15 protein-coding genes are annotated in these 22,701 nt (G+C 46.5%); 7 read left to right on the top strand and 8 right to left on the bottom strand.

Annotation, left to right across the window (positions count from 1 at the left end):
* Nucleotides 1-29 precede the first annotated feature (29 nt).
* Nucleotides 30-1,040: an isocitrate dehydrogenase gene (locus SHEWANA3_RS15190; RefSeq protein ID WP_011717756.1), complete on the bottom strand. Its 1,011-nt coding sequence runs from the start codon at nt 1,038-1,040 to the stop codon at nt 30-32.
* 254 nt (nt 1,041-1,294) lie between these two features.
* Here SHEWANA3_RS15190 and SHEWANA3_RS15185 point away from each other — a divergent pair, with 254 nt between their 5' ends.
* Nucleotides 1,295-4,111 (top strand): prolyl oligopeptidase family serine peptidase, encoded by a 2,817-nt coding sequence (locus tag SHEWANA3_RS15185; RefSeq protein WP_011717755.1) that lies wholly within the window; start codon nt 1,295-1,297, stop codon nt 4,109-4,111.
* Between the two features lie 228 nt (nt 4,112-4,339).
* On the opposite strand, the gene SHEWANA3_RS15180 is transcribed toward SHEWANA3_RS15185, so the two are convergent.
* From SHEWANA3_RS15180 to SHEWANA3_RS15155, 6 genes are all read right to left on the bottom strand, one after another.
* Complete coding sequence (locus tag SHEWANA3_RS15180; protein WP_041412700.1) at nt 4,340-4,948, bottom strand: hypothetical protein; 609 nt, start codon at nt 4,946-4,948, stop codon at nt 4,340-4,342.
* Nucleotides 4,949-5,762: 814 nt separating this feature from the next.
* Entirely contained in the window at nt 5,763-6,191 is a 429-nt protein-coding gene (locus SHEWANA3_RS15175) for a DUF3192 domain-containing protein (protein ID WP_011717753.1), read from the bottom strand.
* Nucleotides 6,192-6,301: 110 nt separating this feature from the next.
* Nucleotides 6,302-7,084 carry a flap endonuclease Xni gene (gene xni, locus SHEWANA3_RS15170; RefSeq protein WP_011717752.1) on the bottom strand — a complete coding sequence of 261 codons (783 nt, stop codon included), beginning with the start codon at nt 7,082-7,084 and terminating at the stop codon, nt 6,302-6,304.
* Between the two features lie 14 nt (nt 7,085-7,098).
* A complete protein-coding gene (gene ppnN, locus SHEWANA3_RS15165; protein ID WP_011717751.1) occupies nt 7,099-8,454 on the bottom strand; it encodes a nucleotide 5'-monophosphate nucleosidase PpnN in 1,356 nt (451 codons plus the stop codon).
* A 56-nt stretch (nt 8,455-8,510) separates the two neighbouring features.
* Nucleotides 8,511-10,067, bottom strand: a complete 1,557-nt coding sequence (locus SHEWANA3_RS15160) for a GGDEF domain-containing protein (RefSeq protein ID WP_011717750.1) — start codon at nt 10,065-10,067, stop codon at nt 8,511-8,513.
* A 149-nt stretch (nt 10,068-10,216) separates the two neighbouring features.
* Nucleotides 10,217-12,379, bottom strand: coding sequence for a tetratricopeptide repeat protein (locus SHEWANA3_RS15155; protein WP_011717749.1), 2,163 nt, complete (start codon nt 12,377-12,379; stop codon nt 10,217-10,219).
* Nucleotides 12,380-12,519: 140 nt separating this feature from the next.
* On the opposite strand from SHEWANA3_RS15155, the gene SHEWANA3_RS15150 reads away from it, so the two are divergent.
* Nucleotides 12,520-14,331 carry a PDZ domain-containing protein gene (locus tag SHEWANA3_RS15150; RefSeq protein ID WP_011717748.1) on the top strand — a complete coding sequence of 604 codons (1,812 nt, stop codon included), beginning with the start codon at nt 12,520-12,522 and terminating at the stop codon, nt 14,329-14,331.
* 216 nt (nt 14,332-14,547) lie between these two features.
* Here the strand turns inward: SHEWANA3_RS15150 and rdgC are convergent, their stop codons facing one another.
* A complete protein-coding gene (gene rdgC, locus SHEWANA3_RS15145; protein ID WP_011717747.1) occupies nt 14,548-15,462 on the bottom strand; it encodes a recombination-associated protein RdgC in 915 nt (304 codons plus the stop codon).
* Between the two features lie 292 nt (nt 15,463-15,754).
* Between rdgC and SHEWANA3_RS15140 the strand changes: the two genes are divergently transcribed.
* The 5 genes from SHEWANA3_RS15140 (at nt 15,755) to SHEWANA3_RS15120 (ending at nt 22,458) form a co-directional block, all read left to right on the top strand.
* Complete coding sequence (locus SHEWANA3_RS15140) at nt 15,755-16,699, top strand: porin (RefSeq protein ID WP_011717746.1); 945 nt, start codon at nt 15,755-15,757, stop codon at nt 16,697-16,699.
* Nucleotides 16,700-16,884: 185 nt separating this feature from the next.
* Nucleotides 16,885-17,574, top strand: coding sequence for a phosphate regulon transcriptional regulator PhoB (gene phoB, locus SHEWANA3_RS15135; protein ID WP_011623460.1), 690 nt, complete (start codon nt 16,885-16,887; stop codon nt 17,572-17,574).
* An 80-nt stretch (nt 17,575-17,654) separates the two neighbouring features.
* Complete coding sequence (phoR, locus tag SHEWANA3_RS15130) at nt 17,655-18,953, top strand: phosphate regulon sensor histidine kinase PhoR (protein ID WP_011717745.1); 1,299 nt, start codon at nt 17,655-17,657, stop codon at nt 18,951-18,953.
* 226 nt (nt 18,954-19,179) lie between these two features.
* Nucleotides 19,180-20,151, top strand: coding sequence for a phosphate ABC transporter substrate-binding protein PstS family protein (locus SHEWANA3_RS15125; RefSeq protein ID WP_011623458.1), 972 nt, complete (start codon nt 19,180-19,182; stop codon nt 20,149-20,151).
* Between the two features lie 492 nt (nt 20,152-20,643).
* Nucleotides 20,644-22,458, top strand: coding sequence for a M1 family metallopeptidase (locus SHEWANA3_RS15120; protein WP_011717744.1), 1,815 nt, complete (start codon nt 20,644-20,646; stop codon nt 22,456-22,458).
* Nucleotides 22,459-22,701: the final 243 nt, after the last annotated feature.

Below are 22,701 nucleotides of genomic sequence, written 5' to 3'. Positions count from 1 at the left end.
GGGTGCGTTTTTTGTTTCGCGCAAAGCGATTATGACAGACGGTCAAGCACCGCTTGAGTGAAGTCAGTCGTACCGTGGGTGCCGCCTAAATCGCGAGTCGTACGGTCGCCTTCTTCAATCACTGCCGATACGGCTTTACGGATCAGATCGGCTTTATCGGCCATGCCTAAGTATTCCAGCATTTGGATAGAGGCTAAGATCACAGATGTTGGGTTCGCGAGGTTTTTACCTGCGATATCTGGCGCGCTGCCGTGAACCGCTTCGAAAATCGCTGCATCACGGCCAATGTTGGCGCCAGGAGCCATACCTAAACCACCGACTAAACCAGCACACAGATCCGACAGAATGTCACCGAACAGGTTGGTGGTCACGATGACGTCGAAGTTTTCTGGGTTCATCACTAACTTCATGCAAGTCGCATCGACGATCATTTCTTCAGTTTTGATGTCTGGGTAGCGTTGACTCACTTCTCGGGCCACTTTCAGGAACAGACCTGAAGTTGACTTCATGATGTTTGCTTTGTGCACGATAGTGACTTTCTTACGGTTTTCTTTGCGGGCCAGTTCATAGGCGAATGTCGCGATCTGCTCAGCGCCTTGGCGAGTGACGATACTGGTCGCTTCAGCTGTGGTGCCGTCTTCAGACACTTTTTGACCGTGGCCTGAGTACATGCCTTCGGTGTTTTCACGCACAGTAATGATATCAATGTTTTCATAACGGGCTTGAGTGCCTTTGAAAGACAACACTGGACGCACGTTAGCGTACAGGCCGAATTTCTTACGTAATGTCACGTTGATAGAGGTGAAACCTTCGCCTACTGGTGTAGTCAGCGGGCCTTTCAGGGTGATGCGGTTTTTTTCGATCAGTTCTAAAGTACGCTGCGGAAGTAGTTCGCCCTGCTTCTCGAGAGCAGTTAAGCCGGCATCGGCAAATTCATATTCAAAATCACAACCTGCTTTATCAAGAATTTTTAAGGCTGAATCAATAATACTTGGGCCAATTCCATCACCTGGAATTACGGTTATCGTTCTTTTTGACATGGAGAAGTCCTTCCACGGTTCGTCGTTACTGCAATTGTCCGACCCGGGATTAGCCGGGTAACATGACTATGAATTTGGTGTTTTTTCTCCCCATTATTTTAACCGTCTTTGGTCAAACTTCACAGGAAATAGTGAGCAATATCACGATTTTTTATCGGGTATAACTTGTAAAAATACTGGGTTATAACGATGATGGAGGACCAATGGTTAAAAAAGTCTACTTTAGTCTAACAACTACATAAAAGAGGAAGACATTGAAGTTATTACCTATCACATCGCTAGTGCTTTTATCCCTCGGAATACTGCCCAATGCTCATGCAGAAACCAGCACTAAACCGCTTACCCTGACCGACATTATGCATTTTGAGTCCCTCGAGAAGCCCGTTATCGCTGACAATGGTCAAGTGCTGGCGGTCGAGGTGGCACCGGATCGTGGCGATAGCCATGGCTTAATCAAAAATCTGCAAACAGGAAAAGACTTTCAGATTGAAGGCGGCTCGGACCCTATCGTGAGTCACACTGGCCGTTATGTGGCGATGGCCGTTAAGCCTAGTTTGCTTAAAGTTGAAACCAGCGATGCTAAAGCCAAGAAAAAGCTTAAGGCCGATATGGTGCTGCTCGATACCCAAACCGGCACGCAAACCAAATTTGAACGGGTAAAGGAATTTGCCTTTAGTGACGATGGCGCACATTTAGCCATTTGGTTTGAAGCCGATGAAGAGGCCAAGAAAGACGCCAAGGAGAAGACCGAAGGTGCCGATGATAAGCCCAAAGCCGAGAAGGTGAAGGTCGATAAGTTCGACCAAGGCCGTCGTTTGAGTTTAGTGAATTTGTCTTCGCCATCGCAGCGGGTGGATCTGGAGCATGTGACCGCCTATCAGTTTGATAAAGACAGTCGCCGCTTGGCTGTCGCGGTCAATGATATCGAGGCGAAACAACATCAACTGCAACTGATTGATTTGAAAGACTACAAAAAATCAACGGCATTTGAATCTCAAACCCAACAAATTGGTGCGGTTTCACTGTCGAAAAATGGTCGCTGGCTGGCCTTTACCCAAGGGGATGCGAGTGAATTACCCTATGGCCGCAGCTATCAGTTAAGCCTAGTCGATATCGCTTCGGGCAAAATTCGCCCAGTGCCAAACACCAAAGAGTGGACGTTAAATCGTTACGCCAGTTTAAACTTCTCGCTAGACAGTGAACGACTCTTCTTTGGCCGTGTGCCCGAGGTGAGCCAGCAGCTCAGTTTGAAGAAAATTGCAGAAGAAAAAGACCTTTACGACAAAGAGATAGTCACAGGTCTACGTGGGCTTAAGGTCTGGCATGGGGACGATCCGCGGATTAAACCCCATGAAATCAAGCAATATGATAAAGAGCAAAAGCGCACTTACTTAGCCGTGCTGCATTTAGGTTCAAACAATGTGGTGCAGCTTGGCGATAAAACGGTGCCAGATGTGACTCTGTCGCAGCACAAGCGTTATATGCTGGCAAGCTCAGACTTACCCTATCGTAAGATGATCACTTGGGCGGGTTTTTATCAAGACTATTACTTGGTGGATATCAACACCGGTCGCAAGTTGCCGCTGTTAACCCAACAACCAAGTGATGCTGAGCCGAGCTTATCGGGCGACGGCAAATATGTAGCCTATTATCAGCAAGGTAATGTGTATTTATACGATATTGCCGAAGGTCGTCGCACCAATCTGACCAAGTCTTTAAAGGTAAGTTTTGCCGATGAAGACCATGATTATCCCTCCAATGCGCCGGGTTATGGTTTTGGCCCTTGGCTGAAGGACGATGCAGGTTTCCTCGTCTACGACAAATACGATGTGTGGCAGTTTAATACCGCATCGAAAAGTGGATTTGCCTTAACCGCAGGGCAGGGGCGCGCTCAAAAAATTCAATATCGTGTTGAAGGCTTAGTCGATAATCCCGATGAGCCAACCACGCTGGCCTACAATGCCACTGTGCTGCTGCATGGTTACAGCGACAAGACTAAGGCCGATGGTTTTTATCAAGCGACCTTAGGCGAAGCGGGCGTTAAGACCTTGATGGAAGGCGAGTATAAGCTAGCAGTGCTTGGGCGCAGTAAAGATGCGGATACCTTGGTGTTCTCTAAGGAGCGCTTCGATCTGTTCCCTGACTTGTATACCGCAAGCTATCAGGCTCCACAAAATGCGGTGAAGCAAACCGATTTAGACAAGCAGCGCCGAGCCTTTAATTGGAGCCAAGCCGAGTTAGTGCATTGGACCAATGGCGATGGCAAGCCGCTCGATGGCGTATTGATTAAGCCTACTAACTATCAAGTGGGCGAGCGTTATCCTGTGCTGGTTTACTACTATCGCTTTATGACCGACAGGCTGCATGCCTTCCCGCAAATGAAGGTCAACCACAGACCAAACTTCGCTTGGTATGTGAATAACGGCTATGCGGTATTCTTGCCGGATATTCGTTTCGATATCGGTTACCCCGGCGCCAGTTCGGTTCAAGCGCTGACCTCGGGCGTGCAAAAGCTTATCGAGATGGGCGTTGCCGATGCTAACGCTATTGGTTTACAAGGACACTCTTGGAGCGGTTACCAAACGGCGTTTGCCATCACTCAAACCAAGATGTTTAAAGCCGCAGTGGCTGGTGCGCCAGTGGCCAACATGACCAGCGCTTACAGCGGGATCCGCCATGGCACAGGGCTTGCGCGCCAATTCCAATACGAAACCGGCCAAAGCCGCATAGGTGAAAGCCTCTTCGCTGCACCGCAAAAGTATATTGAGAACTCGCCAGTCTTCTATGCCGATCGCATTCAAACGCCATTGATGATCATGTTTGGCGATAAAGACGATGCGGTGCCTTGGGAGCAGGGTGTTGAAATGTACTTGGCGATGCGCCGTGCGGGTAAAGATGTGGTGTTTTTACAATATGAAGATGAACCCCATCATCTGAAGAAATACCCCAATAAGCTCGATTACAGCATTCGCATGATGGAATACTTCGACCATTATCTTAAAGGTAAGCCCGCGCCAGCCTGGTTAAGCCAAGGCGAAGCCTATGTCGAATATAAAGCCGATGATGAGTAATCATCTGTTTTAGGTTTATTCATAAGCAAACGCCACCATAAGGTGGCGTTTTTTTATGGAAATAAAGGACCAAAGCGAGTGATTTTTTACTTTAATAAGTTGCTTTCGGATTAAGATATCTGTTGAGTAACGTCTTAAACACTCGCTGGTTTAAGCTTGTGACTTGTTGGAGCCCAAAAGATCACAGCGTTACCAAGCCCACTTGTTTTCATTGGTTATGTGTTGGTATTAGCACTGCCACAAAAAACTTGCAGAACCGTTACAGTGACAGACGAACGAATACGCCACCCCACCGCCGCCAAAATTCATTTCTGTTTCCCAGTTTGGTCCTTGTTCTAGTTGAGCGACAAATTCCATTGGTTCATTACACGCAGTGCAATTGGGTGTTTCATCACCTTGAATCCATGCGGGTTCACCGGAAATTTGACCTAATACCTCTCGAGGGCTAACGCCATTTTTTTCCGCCCATTCCCTTCTTGCTGTTTCGTAGTCATCTCCATCGACCGATACTACCTGAGCTGAGTGCGCTGTATCTCGAAGCGTTTTGCCTTCAGATGGGACTTGGACAAATTCAAGGTCAAATGGTTTTATTACGATTACAGCGTTGCCGCCGCCATCAGCATCCGAATCGTCGCACATTCCAGGATCGTTTTGGCACATGAAAATTTGATGTAATTTTTCTTCAACCGAGATTTTCGCCAAAAATTGCATTGGAAGGTTACAGCAAGCACAAGTCGGCCAGTGAAAATCTTCACCTTTATTCTTAACTGGTTTTCCACCAAAAGAGGTTTCGATCATTTCGGCTAAATCAGATTTATTTATCAATAGGTTAATCATATTAATTACTTCCGTTGTATAAATTACGCTTGAATAACGCCGAGCCACTAAACGGTTTCGGCTTGAATGAGTTATTAGGCCCCAGCTGGAGAATGGGCAGACAAGAGTCTCTCGACGTCCCGAGCGCTAATGCTCGCGCCATTGAACTCAAGAGATGGGTTGCTCTCCAAAAGAGGGTACCTCAGCACTGCCAAGCTTGGAGCAGGGATAATTCATGTGCTGCAAAGCCTAGCTTGCCATCGAGGAAGAACTCAAGTTTGCAGATCTCATAGAGGGGAATCAAGCTCCGACACCTGTCGTAGAGGGTAAGCGGCGTTCTTATATATCCATTCAACGTCGATGTGTTCCATGGGGCCTAACATGTGATTAGTGTACGTTTACTTTGTTAGAGCAGTAAAAGTACACAATTAACTATTTGTATATAAAGAACTTATCAGTTTCCCATTTAATAAACCATCCTGAAAACGCACATCCTCGTTTTCGAAACCGATTAACTAAAATCAAGGCTTATATAATTAATTGATTCCAAATGTTTTTATTTGTTAGCGGTTGAGTTGAGATGCACTAACCTTGCCCTAAAATCACTCAAAAGTATCTAAATTCGAATACGACTGTATACCTTGCATGGTAAGTAGCCGTGCGATAGTTGTTGCAGATGCCGCCATCGACCCTGTAGGGATGATTCTTGTTAAATAAATCGGTGGCTTGTCACAGGGGAAGTAATGGCAATGAATTGGTATTACATTGCCATTTGGGGATATTGTTTAAACGCTTACGATATTTAGCTTGGGATGATGGCGATATCAGAGCTAAATCAATTTTTACTTGAGCTTTCGGCTTCTTTGGCGGTGCGGCTGACGATATCGGTGCCGGCTTCGAGGTACTGTTTATAGGTATCATCGCCCCAGGCCACGAGTTTATCGTCTTTAAAAATCAGTGGTGTGCATTCTTCTTTGGTGGTCACGCCATCGGATTTTTCATGGTGAGTACGATAAAAGAGCACTTGTAGTTGGCCATCTTTAAGGGATTTGGCTTCTGTAAAATCGGCCTTGCCAAAGAGGGTTTTTACGGTGGCAATGTCCTGTCCTAGGGTTAACTCATTTAATTTCTGGCTGTTATAGACTTGTCTATCTTCCCAATCCATTTCATCTGGGGTGGGCTCATATACCAGCACCACAACAGCGACGAAGGCGACATATGCGGCAAATATACTGCCAATAATGACCGAAGTTTTTGATTTCATTGAATCTAATTCCTTTGCATATCCAATGTACTATCTGGCAAGTCAATAAAATACGCCTTTGATGGCCTAAGGTAAACGGCTTTATTGCAACTTAGTGTTAACAAGATGCGTTAATCGAGCTGCGGCGTAGTGGCGGGGCCATTGACCCTAAAATCCTTGAGGTTGATGTTTAAGGGCAAATCGATTTGCAATTGGGCTAATTTATAACTGAGGCGAGCCATATCTCGTCCTTCGGCCAGCTTCTTAGCTTGTTTCGCGCCAAGATTGGGCAGAGAAGAAAACAACGCCGCTAAGGTTCTGAAGGTTCGCAGCAACTCAGCCGCTGATTTGGGGCCTATGCCTGCGATACCGGGGATTTTATTACCGCTATCACCCGCCAGCGCCAGTAAATCAAGAAATTGGCTACGATCGACTCCGAGCTTTTGCTCAAGCTCTGTGATGTTGAGGTATTGCTGATTAAAATGATCCCATTGACTGATACGCGGATGATTGAGTTGGCTAAAGCCTTTATCGGTCGACACGATAACGGCTTCACCTTGGGCTTTGGCGGTTTTCATCGCAAGGGTGGCGATAACATCATCGGCTTCGGCGGCGGCATAAATTGATTGGATTTGTACGCTTTTAAGGTGTTCCTGCAGTGCAGGTAAGCCCGCGGCCAGAGGCTCTGGCATAGGTTTACGGCCCTTTTTATAATCGGGATAAAGCTGTTTTCGCCAAGACATCTCATCACCATCCCAGACGATAGTGACATGGGTTGGGTGGTGAATGCGCAGCAGTTTAGTGCAGGCGACACTCACACGCTCCGTTAAACTGTCCATATCGTTCTCATCTGGGATCGCCGCATAAATCCGGCGAACTAAGTTGAGACCATCGATAATTAAAAACTTATTCATTGGCGGTTATTGTTTTACTTCACTATTTGATAGCAGGGAATATAAGCGCTTCCCGGCAGTTTCATCCTATGTTGGGCGACAAAGGCCCCCAGCAAATTGTCCATCAGCTCCATTAAATGTGGGTCCCCTTTTATGTGGAAGGGGCCTAAGTGCTCAATCTGCTTGATGGTGTCTGATTTTACATTACCTGCCACGATACCCGAAAACGCTTTGCGTAAATTAGCGGCTAATTCCGCTTTATTCGCTTGAAAATGTAAATATAAGTTAGCCATCACCTCATGACTGGGGATAAACGGCAGTTGGAACTCGGGTTCTATCTTCAGTCCCCATTGATATTGATAGGCATCGCCGGTGGCGCGGCGATGGTTTTTCACTTGTTCCATGCCTTGCTTCATCACTCGGGCGACTTCGGCGGGATTGTCTATGATGATTTGATATTTTTGCTGCGCCTCGGCTCCTAAGGTGGCGGCGATAAACTCATCAATTTTAATAAAATAATCCGCGCTCTCACTGGGACCCGTCAGTACCAGTGGGAAGGGGGTTTCCTGATTTTCTTTATTGAGCAAAATCCCCAGAATATACAGTAGCTCTTCGGCGGTACCCGCGCCGCCGGGGAAGATAATAATGCCATGGCCTAAGCGCACGAAGGCTTCAAGGCGTTTTTCGATATCGGGCAAAATCACCAGCTCGTTCACAATTTGGTTAGGCGGCTCGGCGGCAATAATACTCGGCTCAGTAAGACCAATATAGCGGGCATTTTTAATCCGTTGTTTCGCATGTCCAATGGCGGCGCCCTTCATTGGGCCTTCCATCGCGCCTGGGCCACAGCCGGTGCAAATATCGAGTTCCCTTAGGCCGAGCTGATAACCCACCTCGCGGGTGTATTGGTATTCGACGGCATTAATACTGTGGCCGCCCCAACAGACGACCACATTGGGGTCTTTCATCGGTGCGATGGCGCGGGCGTTACGCAAAATATCGAACACTACGTTTGTAATGTGGCTGGCGTTGGTCAGATTGATATGTTTAAGGGTGTCGTACTTATCGCTGATGTAGAGGATATCCCGCAGCACCGAAAATAAGTGTTCTTGGATCCCGGTGATAATTTGGCCGTCGACAAAGGCTTGTTCAGGGGGATTGATAAGCTCTAGCTTAACCCCGCGTTCACGTTGCAACACATTGATATCGAAGCTCTGGTATTGCTCGAAAAGTGCTTTAGAATTGTCGGTCTTAAGGCCTGCGGCGAGTACGGCGAGTGAGCAGTTACGATACAGTTGATATAGGGCGCTCTTGGCGCTTTTTTTGAGGCGATCAACTTCGAGTTGTGAAAGCTGATCCATGCTGCCCTTTGGGCTGACTTTTACTATCATTTATCACTCCTTCGTCTCGACAGGAGTGATAAGAGGCGACGTATAGGCTGACTTTGTTATACGTCAATCACAACCCTGTCTCTGCTTTCATGTTTTGCTTTGTAGAGTGCTGCATCGGCGCGCTCGAAGGTTTCATGTATGAGCTCGTTCCCCATAACCTGCGCAGCCCCTATAGATACTGTAACTGTAATTCGCTGATTTTTAAATTTAAATGGAATATTTTTTACTTTTTCACGGACTCTGTTTAAAAGTTGAGCAATATCGCCGCCGTCAATTTCAGGCAGGATGAGCACAAACTCTTCGCCGCCGTAGCGAGCAACAAACTCGGTATCCCGTAGGGAGTTCTTTAATGCCATGGCGATAACCTGCAGGGTTTTATCGCCCGTGCTGTGACCAAAGCTGTCGTTGATGCTCTTGAAATGGTCGATGTCTGCTACTGCAATCCACAGCGGTGTTCTGTGGCGTTGGTAATTACGATACTCAAGCTCCATGCGCTCTTCGAGGGCGGCGCGGTTAGGCAGTTGAGTTAAGCTATCCAATAGATTGAGTTTTTGTTGCTCGAACAACCGTTCTTTATAGGTATTCGCTTCGCTACTGAGCTCATTCAGCTCTTTGCGCATGGTTTCCATTGATTTGCGCAGCAGGGCCTGCTCACGCTGTTCTAATGCTTCTTTACGGGCGAGGGCGGAGCGAATCGAGCTAAGCTGTTCGGTTAATTGTGCTTTAAGATCGACAATATCGTCGGTGTCGATAATGGCTTCACCTACGTTATCCACGCGCGAATTAATTTCCCGATTCAACTGAGTCTTCAGCTGGAAGCTGCGCTGATTGTGATTGTAGGATTCACTCACCACTTCACGCACCGCGGCTAAGGCATCGTTTAGTGCGTATAAAAATTCTTGCGAGGCCGATTTTTCGCGGGCGATGTTATCGAGCAGCAGGGATAAAATGGTTTGATAGGCTTCGAGCAGGGTATCGATTTCGACTTCTGAAGCGAGTAGCTCTTTAATGACCAGTACTTGGTCGCGTTGATCTTTACGGAACTCGATTTCCGAGATCATCTGCGCCAATTCGTGGGCGAGCTGCCTGTGTTTCGGTAACACATCGAGTTTTTCGGCTTCTTCAAATTGCTGCTGCAAAATGGTGTCATAGAAACCAATGATTTGTTTTACTTTAGGAATATATTCCCACACCGTATGGAAAGGTTTGGCGAGATCCTGCTTAAAGTAATTAACTTCTTTTTTGAGTTTATCTGGCGCTGAGTTTACCCGTTGAATTTGGCGAATGACTTGCGCAAGCCCAGTACGGCTCTCTTCAAGTTGTACCATCACATGGTGGTATTGACCCTTTAATAGGCGTTCAACATCGACTAATTCCGGCAACGCTTCATCGACTCGCTCAAAGGTATTTAAGTTATGGCGAAGTTTGGCGAGTTTATTATCCAGTTCTAAATTCTGACCTTTGCAGGCAAGACTTAAATGGCCAATAAATTGGAGTAAGGTTTGTAACTTAGCATTTCTATCTTCATTGACTTCATCGAGTGCCAACTTGGCAGAGTGAAGTTTCTGTTGGAGTAATGCCAGTTGTGAAACTGTCGTGTTGGAATCCTTCATCCGGAGTATTTTCCTAACTCAGCAGGGCTAAAAAGCATGACGTCCTCTGTCTAGATTAGCAGTTAACTCATATGCTACTAATGTTATAACAACGGCAGTGGAGTGCAAATCGGTTTGCCCATGTCCTTGTGATTAATAGTCGATATTGATCAAATATTTTCCAATAAATGCCTATCTTGGTTGTTTTCCCAGCAGGGCCAGGCAATCTGCTCCTTAGGTGCATCGGTGTCGACTCGAATAAGGCCGCGCTCAATCCCTTTCTCCAAGTGCAAGAATAGCGGGTTTGCAAAGAGTGTTGGCGGTACAAAATCCAAGGCCCTTAGGCACACATAATGGCTGGTATCATTCGGTAAACTTCGGGCACCCGCCAATGCCATTTGCACTGTTTCAAACAGTAATTTGGGGGCGATTTTAATTTCTGCTTTGGCTAGCAGAGGCAAATTAATCAAGCCAAGGTTAAAGCTATGGCTTAAGCCTTTGCCATCAAGGTATCTACGCAGCGTGTGTAATACTTGCTGCGGCTCTAGCGCCTCAGTAAATCTTACGGCAAATAAGCCTTGGCGGATCACATAGACGGGCATTAATAGACTATTGCCTATATGGTGAGTCAATTGTTGGGTAATAGCATTAGCAAAGTATTGGCCGTGATTCAGATCGGTATTGACGTGTTCGCCAAATTCAATCAAGGCGAGGGCAGTAGTGGACGCATTCGCAGGAGGCTGAGCCAGATCCTTTAAGAGTGCGGCATAGCCTTGATGCTGAGTAAAAGGCTCCTGCAAACTTACTGCGAGTAAGGCTGCGTTTTGGCGCCTCGTTTTACGGCGTTGATTTAATAGGATAACTATTCCCACTAAGAGTAGCGTGGCGATAAGACCACTCAAGGCAAGCAACTTGTTGGTATTTTTAGTGGTTTCAATCGCATCGTTCAGTTTGCCCTGTAGCATACTGAGCTCAAGTTTGAGTTGCTGCTCGGCCAGTACTGAGGAAGATACCGACGAGTCCTGCGCGGTATTTTCGGATGCTTGGCTTAATTCGATAATGCGTTTTTGTGTGCTTATCACCTTGGCTTGATCGTTAAGTTTTTCCGCCGACAGGGCGATTTGCGTCAGTGCCGACTTTTGCTCATCTTGCAATTTTAAATCGGTCGCTAGGGCCAAAGCGTTTTCGGCATGGCTCATCATCAGCGACCAATCTTCCTTAGCTTGGGCTATCTCACCGATCAGTAGCTCGTTATAAACTAAATAGTGATGACTTTGTTTTTCAACAAAGATTTGGTTCGCCATCAGTAAATATTTGAGGGCGTTTGCCTCGTCATCTAAGTGCGAATAGGCTTGGCCGAGATTATGGAAGTTCAACCCTTGAGCGATGTAGTTACCGCGTTTAGCATCGAGCTGCTGGGCATTGAGATAGTAATCGATGGCGCGGTTCCAATCCCCTTGTTCGCCATACACCATGGCGATGACCGTCATACAGCTGGACAGATAAGTGTCGTTGCCCAGTTTTTTAAAGCCAGCGGCGGCCTCATGGGCATTCTTTAAGGCTTCATCCCATTGTTTTAAATCCCGATAGACCTTCGCCAGTTGTAGCTGCAGATGGGTCTTCATCGAAGGATAATTGGAGCGATTAGATAGGCGAATCGCTTCGCTATAGTGTTGTAATGACTTAGTGAGTTGCTGATTTTTATTGTAATAATGCCCGAGCTTTGACTCGGCCGCCGCAATCAAATAATCGTTCCTGAGTTTGTAGGCGATATCGCGATAGGTATGAAAATGCATTAAGGCAGGCACATCCTGACGGATAACGAGGTGCAAACCGCCTAAGTGTTCATGAATTGTGTGCTTGAGCAGCATGGACTCGACATCGTAACTGTCGTTAATCCGTGTCAGCGCCTCATTATAAAAGGCGATGGCTTCTTGGTATTTTTGCTCGGTGCGGCCTATATAGCGGCCCTTTAACATGGCGACCGTGGCTTGCTCGAACGGCGTTTGCGCTATGCTTGCAAGCAATTCGATAAGGGTATTAGCGTCTTGAAACCCGACCTTAGATTTTACATTCGGCTCCATATTCAATCGCGCCAGTAGCTGCAAAATATGCTCGAATTCATCGCTGCTGTAGCCCTGCTCTTGGGCAGCACGTTCAAACTGTTCGCGGGTCTTAAAGGCGATAGGAAAAGAAAGGGATTGATTGAGCCTGTCGTACATCTTCTGTGGCGTTTCACGCAATTCTATTTCTTCGGCTTCGAGATCGGCAGCCTGTGTTTGAAACGAAATAGACATCAACAAGGTCACGAAAATAACAATGAATTTACGCATGTGTAGGTGGCCCTATATTCCCTAAGTCAAGGAACTTATTTTGTTAGCTTTTGTTAGCGCCTAATGAGGATGCTACATCGACTTGTTATACTTGGAAAAAATATAAGAAGCATAATAACAGAAGACGGAAGGAAGTCAGAGTGAAACCCAGTAGATTATCTGTTTTGATATTAAGTGCATTAGGTTCGACAACTGTTTTAGCCGATGTAGATTATAAAATTGATTTAAGCCAGCCAGAACATCACCTTGCGCAGGTGAGTGTGACTTTTCCCGAAGCTAACGCGGGTGAGTTAACGGTTAATCTTCCCGTGTGGCGTACGGGTAAATATCAAGTATTGCCCCTATCCGATGGTGTGCGTTTATTTACCGCGAAAGACAGTCAAGGCAACAGTCTTCCATGGAAACGTAGCGCCAGTGGCGAGTGGCAAATAGCCCTCGATAAACCCGCCAGTGTGACTGTTAGCTATCAATTATATGCTAATGAATTAGGTCAACGTGTGCGTCATATCGATGCGAGCCACGCTTATCTCGATGCCAGTGGCGTATTTATGTATAGCCCGCAATTTCGGACAGATCCAGTGGCCGTGCAGTTAACGGTTCCCGAAAATTGGCAGAGTTATTCCGGTATGTCATCGGGCAACGCGGCGCACTCTTTCGTTGCCCCCAATTATGATGTGTTGATTGATTCCCCTATCGAAACGGGAGTGAGTCTACACAAGCAATTCAGTGCCAACGACAAAGACTATGAACTCGTGTTTTGGGGCGAAGGCAACTACGATGCCGATAAGGTAGTGAAAGACTTAACCGCATTGAGTGGCCAAGCCAAGGCGATTTGGGATGGTTATCCCTTTGAGCGTTATGTGTATATGGTGCATGCCACCAGTGGTGCGGGCGGCGCGACCGAGCACTTAAACTCAACGGTTATTCAGCTGCCGCGCTTTAGTTTTCGTGAGCGTAAGGATTACCTACGCTTTATTAGCACGGCGTCCCATGAGTTTATTCATACTTGGAACGTTAAAGCCTATCGTCCGGCTGGTTTGGTCCCCTACGATTATCAGCATGAAAACATGACCGAACTGTTGTGGATTGCCGAGGGCTCTACCAGTTATTTCCAAGGTCAGTTATTGCTGCGTGCGGGCGTGATGACACCTAAGGAATTTTTAGAAGACCTCGCCAAACGCATCGAGAAGAGTGAGCTAACACCGGGGCGCGAAATTCAATCTGTGGCCGAGGCCAGTTTAGGGGAGTGGAGCAGCACGGGTGGTGATTATGCTATTAACCACAGTGTGAATATTTACTCCGAGGGTTATTTAGCCTCACTGGCGCTGGATTTCTCCCTGCTGACGGATTCGAAGCTCGCCCACTCGTACCGAGATGTGCACCGTAAGCTCTATCAGGATTACCGCGTGCCCAAGGGCTACACTGTGAGTGATGTAAAGCAGATCCTGAAGGACTTATCGGGTAAGGATTATGGGCCGTGGTGGCAGAGCCATGTGAATAGTCCGCTGAGCCTTGAGTTTTCAAGCCTGTTGTCTCAGGCGGGATTAGTGATGTCCTACGGTAAAGACTCCAAAGCTGAGCCATTTACTGGCATGACTTTAAGTAGCGAGCATGGCTCTTTAGTGCTTTCTCAAGTCTTGCGTAACGGCCCCGCTTGGCAGGCTGGTATTGTGGCAGGGGATGAGATCCTCGCGATTAATGGTTTAAAGGTCACGGCACAAGGTTTTGATAAACGCATTAAAGACTTTAAAGTGGGTGATAAAGTTGAAATCACCTTATTTAACAACGACAAAATCAAGCAAGTGGCGTTAACCTTAGGTGAGAAACAAAGCGGTAAGCTAGTGCTAAAAGGCGATGCAAAGGCGACTAAGCAGCAAAAAGCCTTCTTCAAAGCCTGGCTTGGCATTGATTGGCCGTTCGATAATAAAGGTGAGCTGCTGGCGAAAAGCTAGTTCGTTTGCGATTTGAGTGAGTGGGCTTTAGGTTGGCTCACTCGAATCGCTCCCTCGAATCGCTGCCAATGTGTTACTTCAGTTATAGAGTCTAAAAAGGCGCCGCAGTGAACTGAGTCCACTGCGGCGCCTTTTTACATTATTTCGCTTAGTTTCACTTAGGCTTGTTTGGAGCTTTAGCTAGGTGTTGCTCTGCTTTATCTGCTCACTTAAGACTTAAGCTTGAGTCTCTTCAAGGCCACCTAATGCCGAAACTAGTGCGTGCATTAGAGCTACTAACTCACTGCCCATTAAGGCAAAGTCGGCATCGAGGCGCGCCATTGGATCTTCATTCCCCAGCTCATCATTCCCCGCTCTAAATTCTTCGGAGAATTTTAAGCGTTTTACGCTGGCATCGGATTGCAGCAGTAGCGCAATCGATTGGCCAAAGTGCAGGGCGAGCTTGTGTACTTCTTTGCCTGTTTCGAGGTGGGCAAGTACTTCATCTTCTTTAAGATCTTGCTGCTTAAAGCGCACGATACCGCCTTCATCGGCGGCCGATTTCAACTCGGCTTCATCTTGCATTTCAAAGGGTAAGGGCGCGCTGCCATCCTTTAACCATTGAGTGAGGTTGGCTTCAACTGGCGCTTTAAAGCTTAATGGGATCACAGGCAAGCTGCCTAAGGCCTTACGTAATAAGGCTAACAATTCTTCGGCCTTAGTGGCGCTAGAGCTGTCGACGAGGATCATTTCCAGCTCAGGTAAAATCAGCGCGCGAGTTTGGCTGCGACGTGAAAAGGCGCGCGGTAATAGGCTAGTGATGATTTCATCTTTCAGCGCATCTTTTTCTTTTTTGGCGAGCTTACGATTTTCTTCGTCTTCAATTTGCGCCACTTTTTCTTCTAATGATTCTTTAATCACTTGGCCTGGCAGAATTTTTTCTTCTTTCGTCACACAGATAAGGTGACGATTGTTGGCGCTGTGCACTAAGGTGCTGCCCTGTTTACCTAAGGCATTGGAAAACCCAAATTTGCTGACGTCTTGGCTGCCGCACGGAGAGAATGTGAAATCGGCGAGTGCGGTTTCAAGTGCTTCTGTTTCGATGGAAAAAGGTTTATTGAAACGGTAAAGAGTAAGATTTTTAAACCACATAAGATGCGCTCATTGGAAAAATAAAGTCGCAGTTTACGGCATAGTTGCAACGGGGTAAACCTACCTTAAATCGTTAAATTTTGCCTCGGTTGCAGAATTCATCAAAATGTAACATTGAAAAAAGTCCGGCTGTAACCCTTGGTATATCTCGGTTTTATCTTTGAGGAAGAAGGCGGTTTCGTGGTGGTTGACCCAAGTTGTCACAATTGAAATAAAACTGAAACAGATTCATTGCAAACTTTCGGTCGTTCCAAACCAATAACCAAGACGAACATAACGTCGAAAGGATTAAATGATGAACGTTTTTTGTAAAACTCTACTTGCTTCTGCGCTAGCTTCTGCAACTCTGGCTTCTGCTTATGCCGCTGAGCCACTGACTGTTTATGGTAAGTTGAATGTTACCGCTCAATCAAATGATGAGAAAGGTGATTCTACAACAACTATTCAAAGTAATGCTTCTCGTTTTGGTGTGAAGGGTGATTTCGAACTGTCTAGCTCGCTGGAAGCGTTCTACACAGTAGAGTACGAAGTTGATACTGGCGCTGCAACAAGCGACAACTTCAAAGCCCGTAACCAATTCGTTGGTTTAAAAGGTGCATTTGGTTCTTTCTCTGTTGGTCGTAACGACACTCTGTTAAAGATCTCTCAAGGTAACGTTGACCAGTTCAACGATTTATCTGGTGACTTAAAGAGCCTGTTCAAAGGTGAAAACCGTTTAGGCCAAACGGCAACTTACCTGTCACCTTCAATCGGTGGTTTCGTATTCGGTGCAACTTATGCTGCTGAAGGCGATGCTGACCAACAAGCTCAAGACGGTTTCAGCTTAGCCGCTATGTACGGTGACGCTAAACTGAAAAAATCACCTTTCTACGCCGCTATCGCTTACGATTCTGACGTAAAAGGTTACGAAATCCTGCGTGCATCGGTACAAGGTAAAATCGCTGATTTAACCTTAGGTGGTATGTACCAACAACAGGAACAAACCTACAAAAACTCTTTACCTGTTAACACTGACAGCGTGAACGGTTACCTGTTAAGCGCCGCTTACGATATCAACGCAGTGACCTTAAAAGCTCAATACCAAGACATGGAAGACTTAGGCGATTCATGGTCAGTGGGTGCGGACTACAGCTTAGGTAAGCCAACGAAAGTGTTTGCTTTCTATACTAACCGCTCTATGGAAGCGTCTAACGACGATGACAAATACATCGGTGTTGGTTTAGAACACAAGTTCTAATTTCAGCATTAAGGTTGAATTAAGGAGGCTTAGGCCTCCTTTTTTATTGCGATAAACAAACAGTTATATAAACTTAATATGACAATTATCGCGACAATATCGCTTTTGCGGCATGCTTATTCATAAATCTGTAATAAAAATGACTAATAATAGCCGTGTTGACATTCACTGACAGAAAATCACTTATGACTGCAAGGATATTGATAGTAGAAGACGAGTTAGCCATCCGCGAGATGCTGACTTTTGTAATGGAACAGCATGGGTTTACAACCTCTGCGGCGGAAGATTTTGATTCGGCCATTGCGCTGCTAAAGGAGCCTTACCCCGATCTGATTTTGTTGGATTGGATGTTTCCTGGTGGAAGTGGTATTCAATTGGCCAAACGACTCAAGCAGGATGAGTTTACCCGTCAGATCCCCATTATTATGTTAACCGCTCGCGGTGAAGAAGAAGATAAGGTTAAGGGTCTCGAAGTGGGCGCCGATGACTATATCACTAAACCTTTTTCACCCAAGGAGCTGGTGGCGCGTATTAAGGCTGTGTTGCGCCGTAGCGCGCCGACTCGCCTCGAAGAAACCATCGATGTACAAGGATTGTTACTCGACCCAGTGAGCCACAGGGTGAGTGTTGGCGATACCGTACTCGATATGGGGCCAACGGAATTCCGTTTATTACACTTCTTTATGACACATCCTGAACGTGTTTACAGCCGCGAACAGCTGCTCGATAACGTTTGGGGAACCAATGTGTATGTAGAAGACAGAACCGTGGATGTGCACATCCGTCGCCTGCGTAAAGCGGTTGAAGAATCGGGCCATGATCGCCTCATTCAAACGGTTCGTGGTGCAGGTTATCGTTTCTCTACACGCATTTAGTGCCAAATAAGAGATAGGCACAGGTTAGCTTTTAAGCTATCTTGTGCTCCTCCTATTTAGCCTGATGTCTGGGTTTATTTATGTTTGACTCTTATTCAGGGTACCGGCTGTTTTCGCGCTTAGCGGTGTTTTTACTGCTTTGTTTGCTGATTGGTTTATTGGTAGGGAAACCCCTCTGGATACTTATCATTGGATTGCTAGGACTGGTGTTCTGGCATTACCGTCAGTTAGCGCGTCTCAATTTCTGGTTATGGCGAGATAGAAAATTAACACCTCCCCAGGGCAGTGGCAGTTGGGAAGGGGTGTTTAACGGCATATACCGTCTACAGGGCAAAAATCGTCGTCGAGTGGGTCAACTAGCCGCCTTGCTAGGACGTTTTCGCCAAGGGGCCGAGGCCTTGCCCGATGCGGCAGTCGTGCTCGACTCTGAGCACAATATCTTATGGTGTAACAAGTTAGCTCAGCTGATATTAGGCTTTGTCTGGCCACAGGATAATGGTCAACGCATCGATAACTTGATCCGCCATCCTGATTTTTCGGCCTATATCAAAGCCGGAAAATATAAAGATCCCTTAGAGCTGGCCTCGCCCGTGTCCGATAGACGGCTGCTGGAAATCCGTATCATGGCCTATGGCGATCGGCAGTTATTGCTCATTGCCCGCGATATTACACGGATAAGACAACTCGAAGGTATGCGTAAAGAATTTGTCGCCAATGTGTCACACGAACTGAAAACCCCGCTCACTGTATTGCAGGGTTATTTAGAGATGATGCAAAGCATGGCGGAACCCGGTTCGATGAACGCTAAGCCCTTAGCCTTAATGCAGCAGCAGACACGGCGAATGCAGTCGATGGTGGAGCAATTATTGGTGTTATCACGCATCGAAGATGCGGCGGATATTAACCTTGAGAACACCGTAAACATGGCGCAGCTGATGGAAGTCTTAAAGGAAGAGGCTAAGGCGCTGGCGCAGGACAAGTACGAGCTAAGCTTCCACTGTGAAGCGGGACTTAACTCCCATGGCAATGAGTTACAGCTTAGAAGTGCTTGTTCTAATTTGATTTCGAATGCGATTCGCTACACAGAGCCCGGCGGCAAAATTACCGTGCAATGGCGCAGTGTGGCAACCGGTGGCCTCTTTAGTGTGACGGATACCGGTGAGGGGATCGCGCCGCAGCATATTAGCCGCTTAACCGAGCGTTTTTATCGCGTCGACAGTGCGCGCTCAAGGCAAACCGGTGGTAGTGGCCTTGGCTTAGCCATTGTGAAACACGCTTTGAGTCATCACCACAGTGAGCTCAATATCAGCAGCGAATTGGGTAAAGGCAGTACCTTTAGTTTTGTGATCCCATCCCATTTGATTGAACGCAAAAAATAATTGTCATAGAAACGCATATTATTTTTACATATAAAACAGGCCATTATGGTCTGTTTTGTTTTTTAAACCTCAAGAGTGCGAGGTTTTTTTCAAAAAAATGCGAAAAATGTGTTTTGTCATCTAAGTGTCACATCTTGGACATAGGATTGTCATTGTAGCGATTGATACTGGCTGCGTCTGAAGAAACTTAAGTTAGAAATTAGTTAGCTTATTACTGGAGCACATAATGAAACTGAAAAAGCTTGTCGGCGCGATGACCCTCACAGCCGCTGGTGTATTCTCTGCCACTGCAATGGCATCTGTTGATCAATCTCTGCCAACTTACGAGAAAGCAAGTGGTGTATCAGGCAACCTTTCGTCTGTAGGTTCAGATACTTTAGCCAACATGATGACTCTGTGGGCTGAAGAATTTAAACAGATGTACCCTAACGTAAACATCCAAATTCAAGCTGCGGGCTCTTCTACTGCGCCACCAGCATTAACTGAAGGTACTTCACAATTCGGTCCAATGAGCCGCAAAATGAAGCCTAACGAAGAAGAAGCCTTCGAAAAACACTATGGTTACAAGCCAACTGCAGTTCGTGTTGCGATTGACGCTTTAGCGGTATTCGTACACAAAGATAACCCAATCAAAGGCTTAACTGTTGAACAAGTTGACGGTATTTTCTCTTCTACTCACAAGTGTGGTAGCAGCGATATCCAACGTTGGGGCGACTTAGGTCTTGACGGTAACTGGTCAGCAAAAGACGTACAATTGTACGGTCGTAACTCAGTATCAGGCACTTACGGTTACTTCAAAGAGCACGCTCTGTGTAAAGGTGACTTCAAGGCCAACGTAAACGAGCAACCAGGTTCTGCTTCTGTGGTTCAGTCAGTGTCTCAATCACTGAACGCTATCGGTTACTCAGGTATCGGTTATAAAACTGCTGGCGTGAAAGCTGTTGCCATCGCGAAGAAAGGTAACGAGTTTATCGAAGCGACTGCAGAAAACGCAGCGAATGGTACTTACCCATTATCACGTTACTTATATGTATACGTGAACAAGCAACCAAACAAAGACTTAGCACCAATGGAAAAAGAATTCATCCGTTACGTGCTGTCTAAGCAAGGTCAGCAAGTGGTAGAAAAAGACGGTTATGTGACTCTACCTAAGAGCGTAGTTGCTAAAGATTTAGAACAGTTAGGTATCCGCCTCTAATTCTTAATCGCTAAACCTTAAGGGTCTCTTCGGAGGCCCTTTTTGTTTTTGGGCCCTAAATCACGAACTTGAGTAGGGGGTTATCATTTTGGGGTGATTGGTATAAATGGACATAAAAAAAGCAACCTAATAAGGTTGCTGTAAATTCCAATTCGGAATCCGGGGACGGTCGCGCTAGAAACCATCTAAAGGAGAATGATGATGAACGAAGAAACTCTTGCAAAGATTCGGTTCATAATATCTGACTCAAGGGCGTGAAATTAGTTCAGCAAAAATAGAAAATATTTGAAAATATTTTTTATGTTTTTCTTTATGCATTGAAAAGTATGTGAATTTTAATCTTGCAGCTTAACTCAAATAGATTATGACAAGAGTTGAACTCAAGCATTGTTACAAAATGCGGATGCGGGGAAGGTTTATTCGATTGCGCGTTGGTAAATCAGCGGCTGATAATATGGTCAGATAATTTTCCGTCCACAGGTTAGCTAAGTGATGCCGTTAGAAAATCAGCAAATGCCAATCGCACCTGCAGCATGGGATTTAACCCGAGATTACCATTCCTTTGCCAACAGTGACCAAGTGCAGGTCACGCACTTGTCCCTCGCGCTAAAAGTCGATTTTGCGACTCGTACTCTGCTCGGGGAAGCAACGCTGTCACTGCGCTATCTTGAACCACAGGTTGGCGAGCTATGGCTCGATAGTCGCGACTTAAGCATTTTATCGGTCACGACGGATGAAGCCGCGCTGGTATTTCATCTAGAAACAGCCGATGACATTCTCGGACAGAAATTAGTCATCCAGTTACCCCAAGCGCAGTGCGAACGAATCTATATTCGTTACCAAACCTCACCGGAGGCTGAAGGGCTACAGTGGCTTACGCCTGAACAAACAGCGGGCAAAGCATTACCTTATCTCTTTAGCCAGTCTCAGCCCATTAATGCCCGCAGTTGGATCCCTTTGCAGGATTCGCCCAAGGTGCGGATCACCTTCGATGCGCACGTCGAGGTGCCAAAGGGCATGCGCGCCGTGATGAGTGCAATGAACGACCCTGATACACCGCTCGAGGGGCAATTCCAATTCGAGATGGAAAAGCCCATTCCGACCCATTTGCTGGCCTTAGCGGTGGGTGACTTAGCTTTTCAAGCCATAGGTCCACGCAGCGGCGTGTATACCGAGCCTTGCATGTTGGCAGCCGCAGCGACTGAGTTTGCCGATACCGAACACATGCTGGACGTGGCGCAATCCCTCTTAGGCCCCTATGCCTGGGGACGTTATGACATGATCATCTTGCCACCAAGCTTTCCTTTCGGCGGCATGGAAAACCCGCGTTTAGCTTTTTTAACCCCAACTCTGATAGCGGGGGATAAAAGCTTAGTGTCGACGGTCGCCCACGAGTTGGCACATTCGTGGACAGGCAATCTGGTCAGTAACGCGACTTGGCGCGATCTCTGGCTAAATGAAGGTTTTACGACCTACTTTACCAATCGGATTGTCGAAGAAGTCTATGGCAAGGAGCAGGCCGAGCTGGAATGGGTCATTGAGTTTGGCCGACTGCAAGAAGAAATGGCGGCTTTACCACTCCACAGGCAAACGCTGCCCGCCAATGTGCAGCTGGCCGATCCTAATCTGGCCTTTAACCGTTTTACCTACGATAAGGCATCGATGTTCGTCCATGAGTTAGAGCATCGCCTCGGCCGCGTCGAATTCGATAAGTTTCTGTTTGCCTATGTGCAGCACTTTGCCTTTGAGGCGATCACCACCGAAGTGTTTGTCGAATACACGAAAGTGGCTTTAGTCGAAACCTATCCCGATAAAATCAGCGAAGCCGAGCTGTTGGAGTGGATTTATGGCGAAGGTTTGCCTCAAGGTTATGTGGGGCCCACATCGCGAAGTTTGGATAAGGTTGATTGCGCCTTGGATGATTTCTTACAGGGCAAAGCGGCCTGCGAGCTAAAGGCAAAAGGTTGGCGAGTTCACCATTGGCAGTACTTTTTGACCCAATTGCCCGAAGTGTTGTCTCAGGTGCAATTAATGGATTTGGACGATACCTTTAAGTTGACCGAGTCTAGCAATGCTGAAATTGCCTGCGATTGGTTTAGGGTCGCTATCCGTAATCATTATGATCCTGTGTTACCCGCCTTAAGTGCTTATTTGCAGCGCATTGGCCGCGGCAAGTTTGTTCGTCCACTTTATGCGGAATTGCAAGTTGCTGGCTATCACACTGAGTTACAACAAATCTATGCCAGTGCGAGGGCGGGCTACCATCCTTCGATTCAAGTGCAATTGGATAGGATGCTGAAGGGGTAAAAATACAGATAAAAAAATGGCAACCTAAGGTTGCCATAAAAGAATCAAAGTAGGAGACAAAGGAATGCAGTGCGCTAGCGTGTATTCGATTGCTTCCCAAAAGGGAGATGATGATGAACGACCAACCAATTCGACTCTATGCATTAACTTGAAACTGTTTCATTGAATTAAACGGCGTATTTTATCCATTTAATCCTTTGCTAAAGTTTTCATTTAGCAATCTATTCTGCATTAAAGCGGATT

Source organism: Shewanella sp. ANA-3 (assembly GCF_000203935.1).
Classification (GTDB): Bacteria; Pseudomonadota; Gammaproteobacteria; order Enterobacterales; family Shewanellaceae; genus Shewanella.
Note: the sequence above shows the minus strand (reverse complement) of the source record. Positions and strands in the feature narration are given on the sequence as shown.

What these genes read in the sequence shown, in the direction of transcription:
- SHEWANA3_RS15190 (WP_011717756.1), bottom strand. Translation starts at nt 1,040, where the DNA reads ATGTCAAAAAGAACGATAACCGTAATTCCAGGTGATGGAATTGGCCCA.
- SHEWANA3_RS15180 (WP_041412700.1), bottom strand. Translation starts at nt 4,948, where the DNA reads ATGATTAACCTATTGATAAATAAATCTGATTTAGCCGAAATGATCGAA.
- SHEWANA3_RS15175 (WP_011717753.1), bottom strand. Translation starts at nt 6,191, where the DNA reads ATGAAATCAAAAACTTCGGTCATTATTGGCAGTATATTTGCCGCATAT.
- xni (WP_011717752.1), bottom strand. Translation starts at nt 7,084, where the DNA reads ATGAATAAGTTTTTAATTATCGATGGTCTCAACTTAGTTCGCCGGATT.
- ppnN (WP_011717751.1), bottom strand. Translation starts at nt 8,454, where the DNA reads ATGATAGTAAAAGTCAGCCCAAAGGGCAGCATGGATCAGCTTTCACAA.
- SHEWANA3_RS15160 (WP_011717750.1), bottom strand. Translation starts at nt 10,067, where the DNA reads ATGAAGGATTCCAACACGACAGTTTCACAACTGGCATTACTCCAACAG.
- SHEWANA3_RS15155 (WP_011717749.1), bottom strand. Translation starts at nt 12,379, where the DNA reads ATGCGTAAATTCATTGTTATTTTCGTGACCTTGTTGATGTCTATTTCG.
- rdgC (WP_011717747.1), bottom strand. Translation starts at nt 15,462, where the DNA reads ATGTGGTTTAAAAATCTTACTCTTTACCGTTTCAATAAACCTTTTTCC.
- SHEWANA3_RS15140 (WP_011717746.1), top strand. Translation starts at nt 15,755, where the DNA reads ATGATGAACGTTTTTTGTAAAACTCTACTTGCTTCTGCGCTAGCTTCT.
- phoB (WP_011623460.1), top strand. Translation starts at nt 16,885, where the DNA reads ATGACTGCAAGGATATTGATAGTAGAAGACGAGTTAGCCATCCGCGAG.
- phoR (WP_011717745.1), top strand. Translation starts at nt 17,655, where the DNA reads ATGTTTGACTCTTATTCAGGGTACCGGCTGTTTTCGCGCTTAGCGGTG.
- SHEWANA3_RS15125 (WP_011623458.1), top strand. Translation starts at nt 19,180, where the DNA reads ATGAAACTGAAAAAGCTTGTCGGCGCGATGACCCTCACAGCCGCTGGT.
- SHEWANA3_RS15120 (WP_011717744.1), top strand. Translation starts at nt 20,644, where the DNA reads ATGCCGTTAGAAAATCAGCAAATGCCAATCGCACCTGCAGCATGGGAT.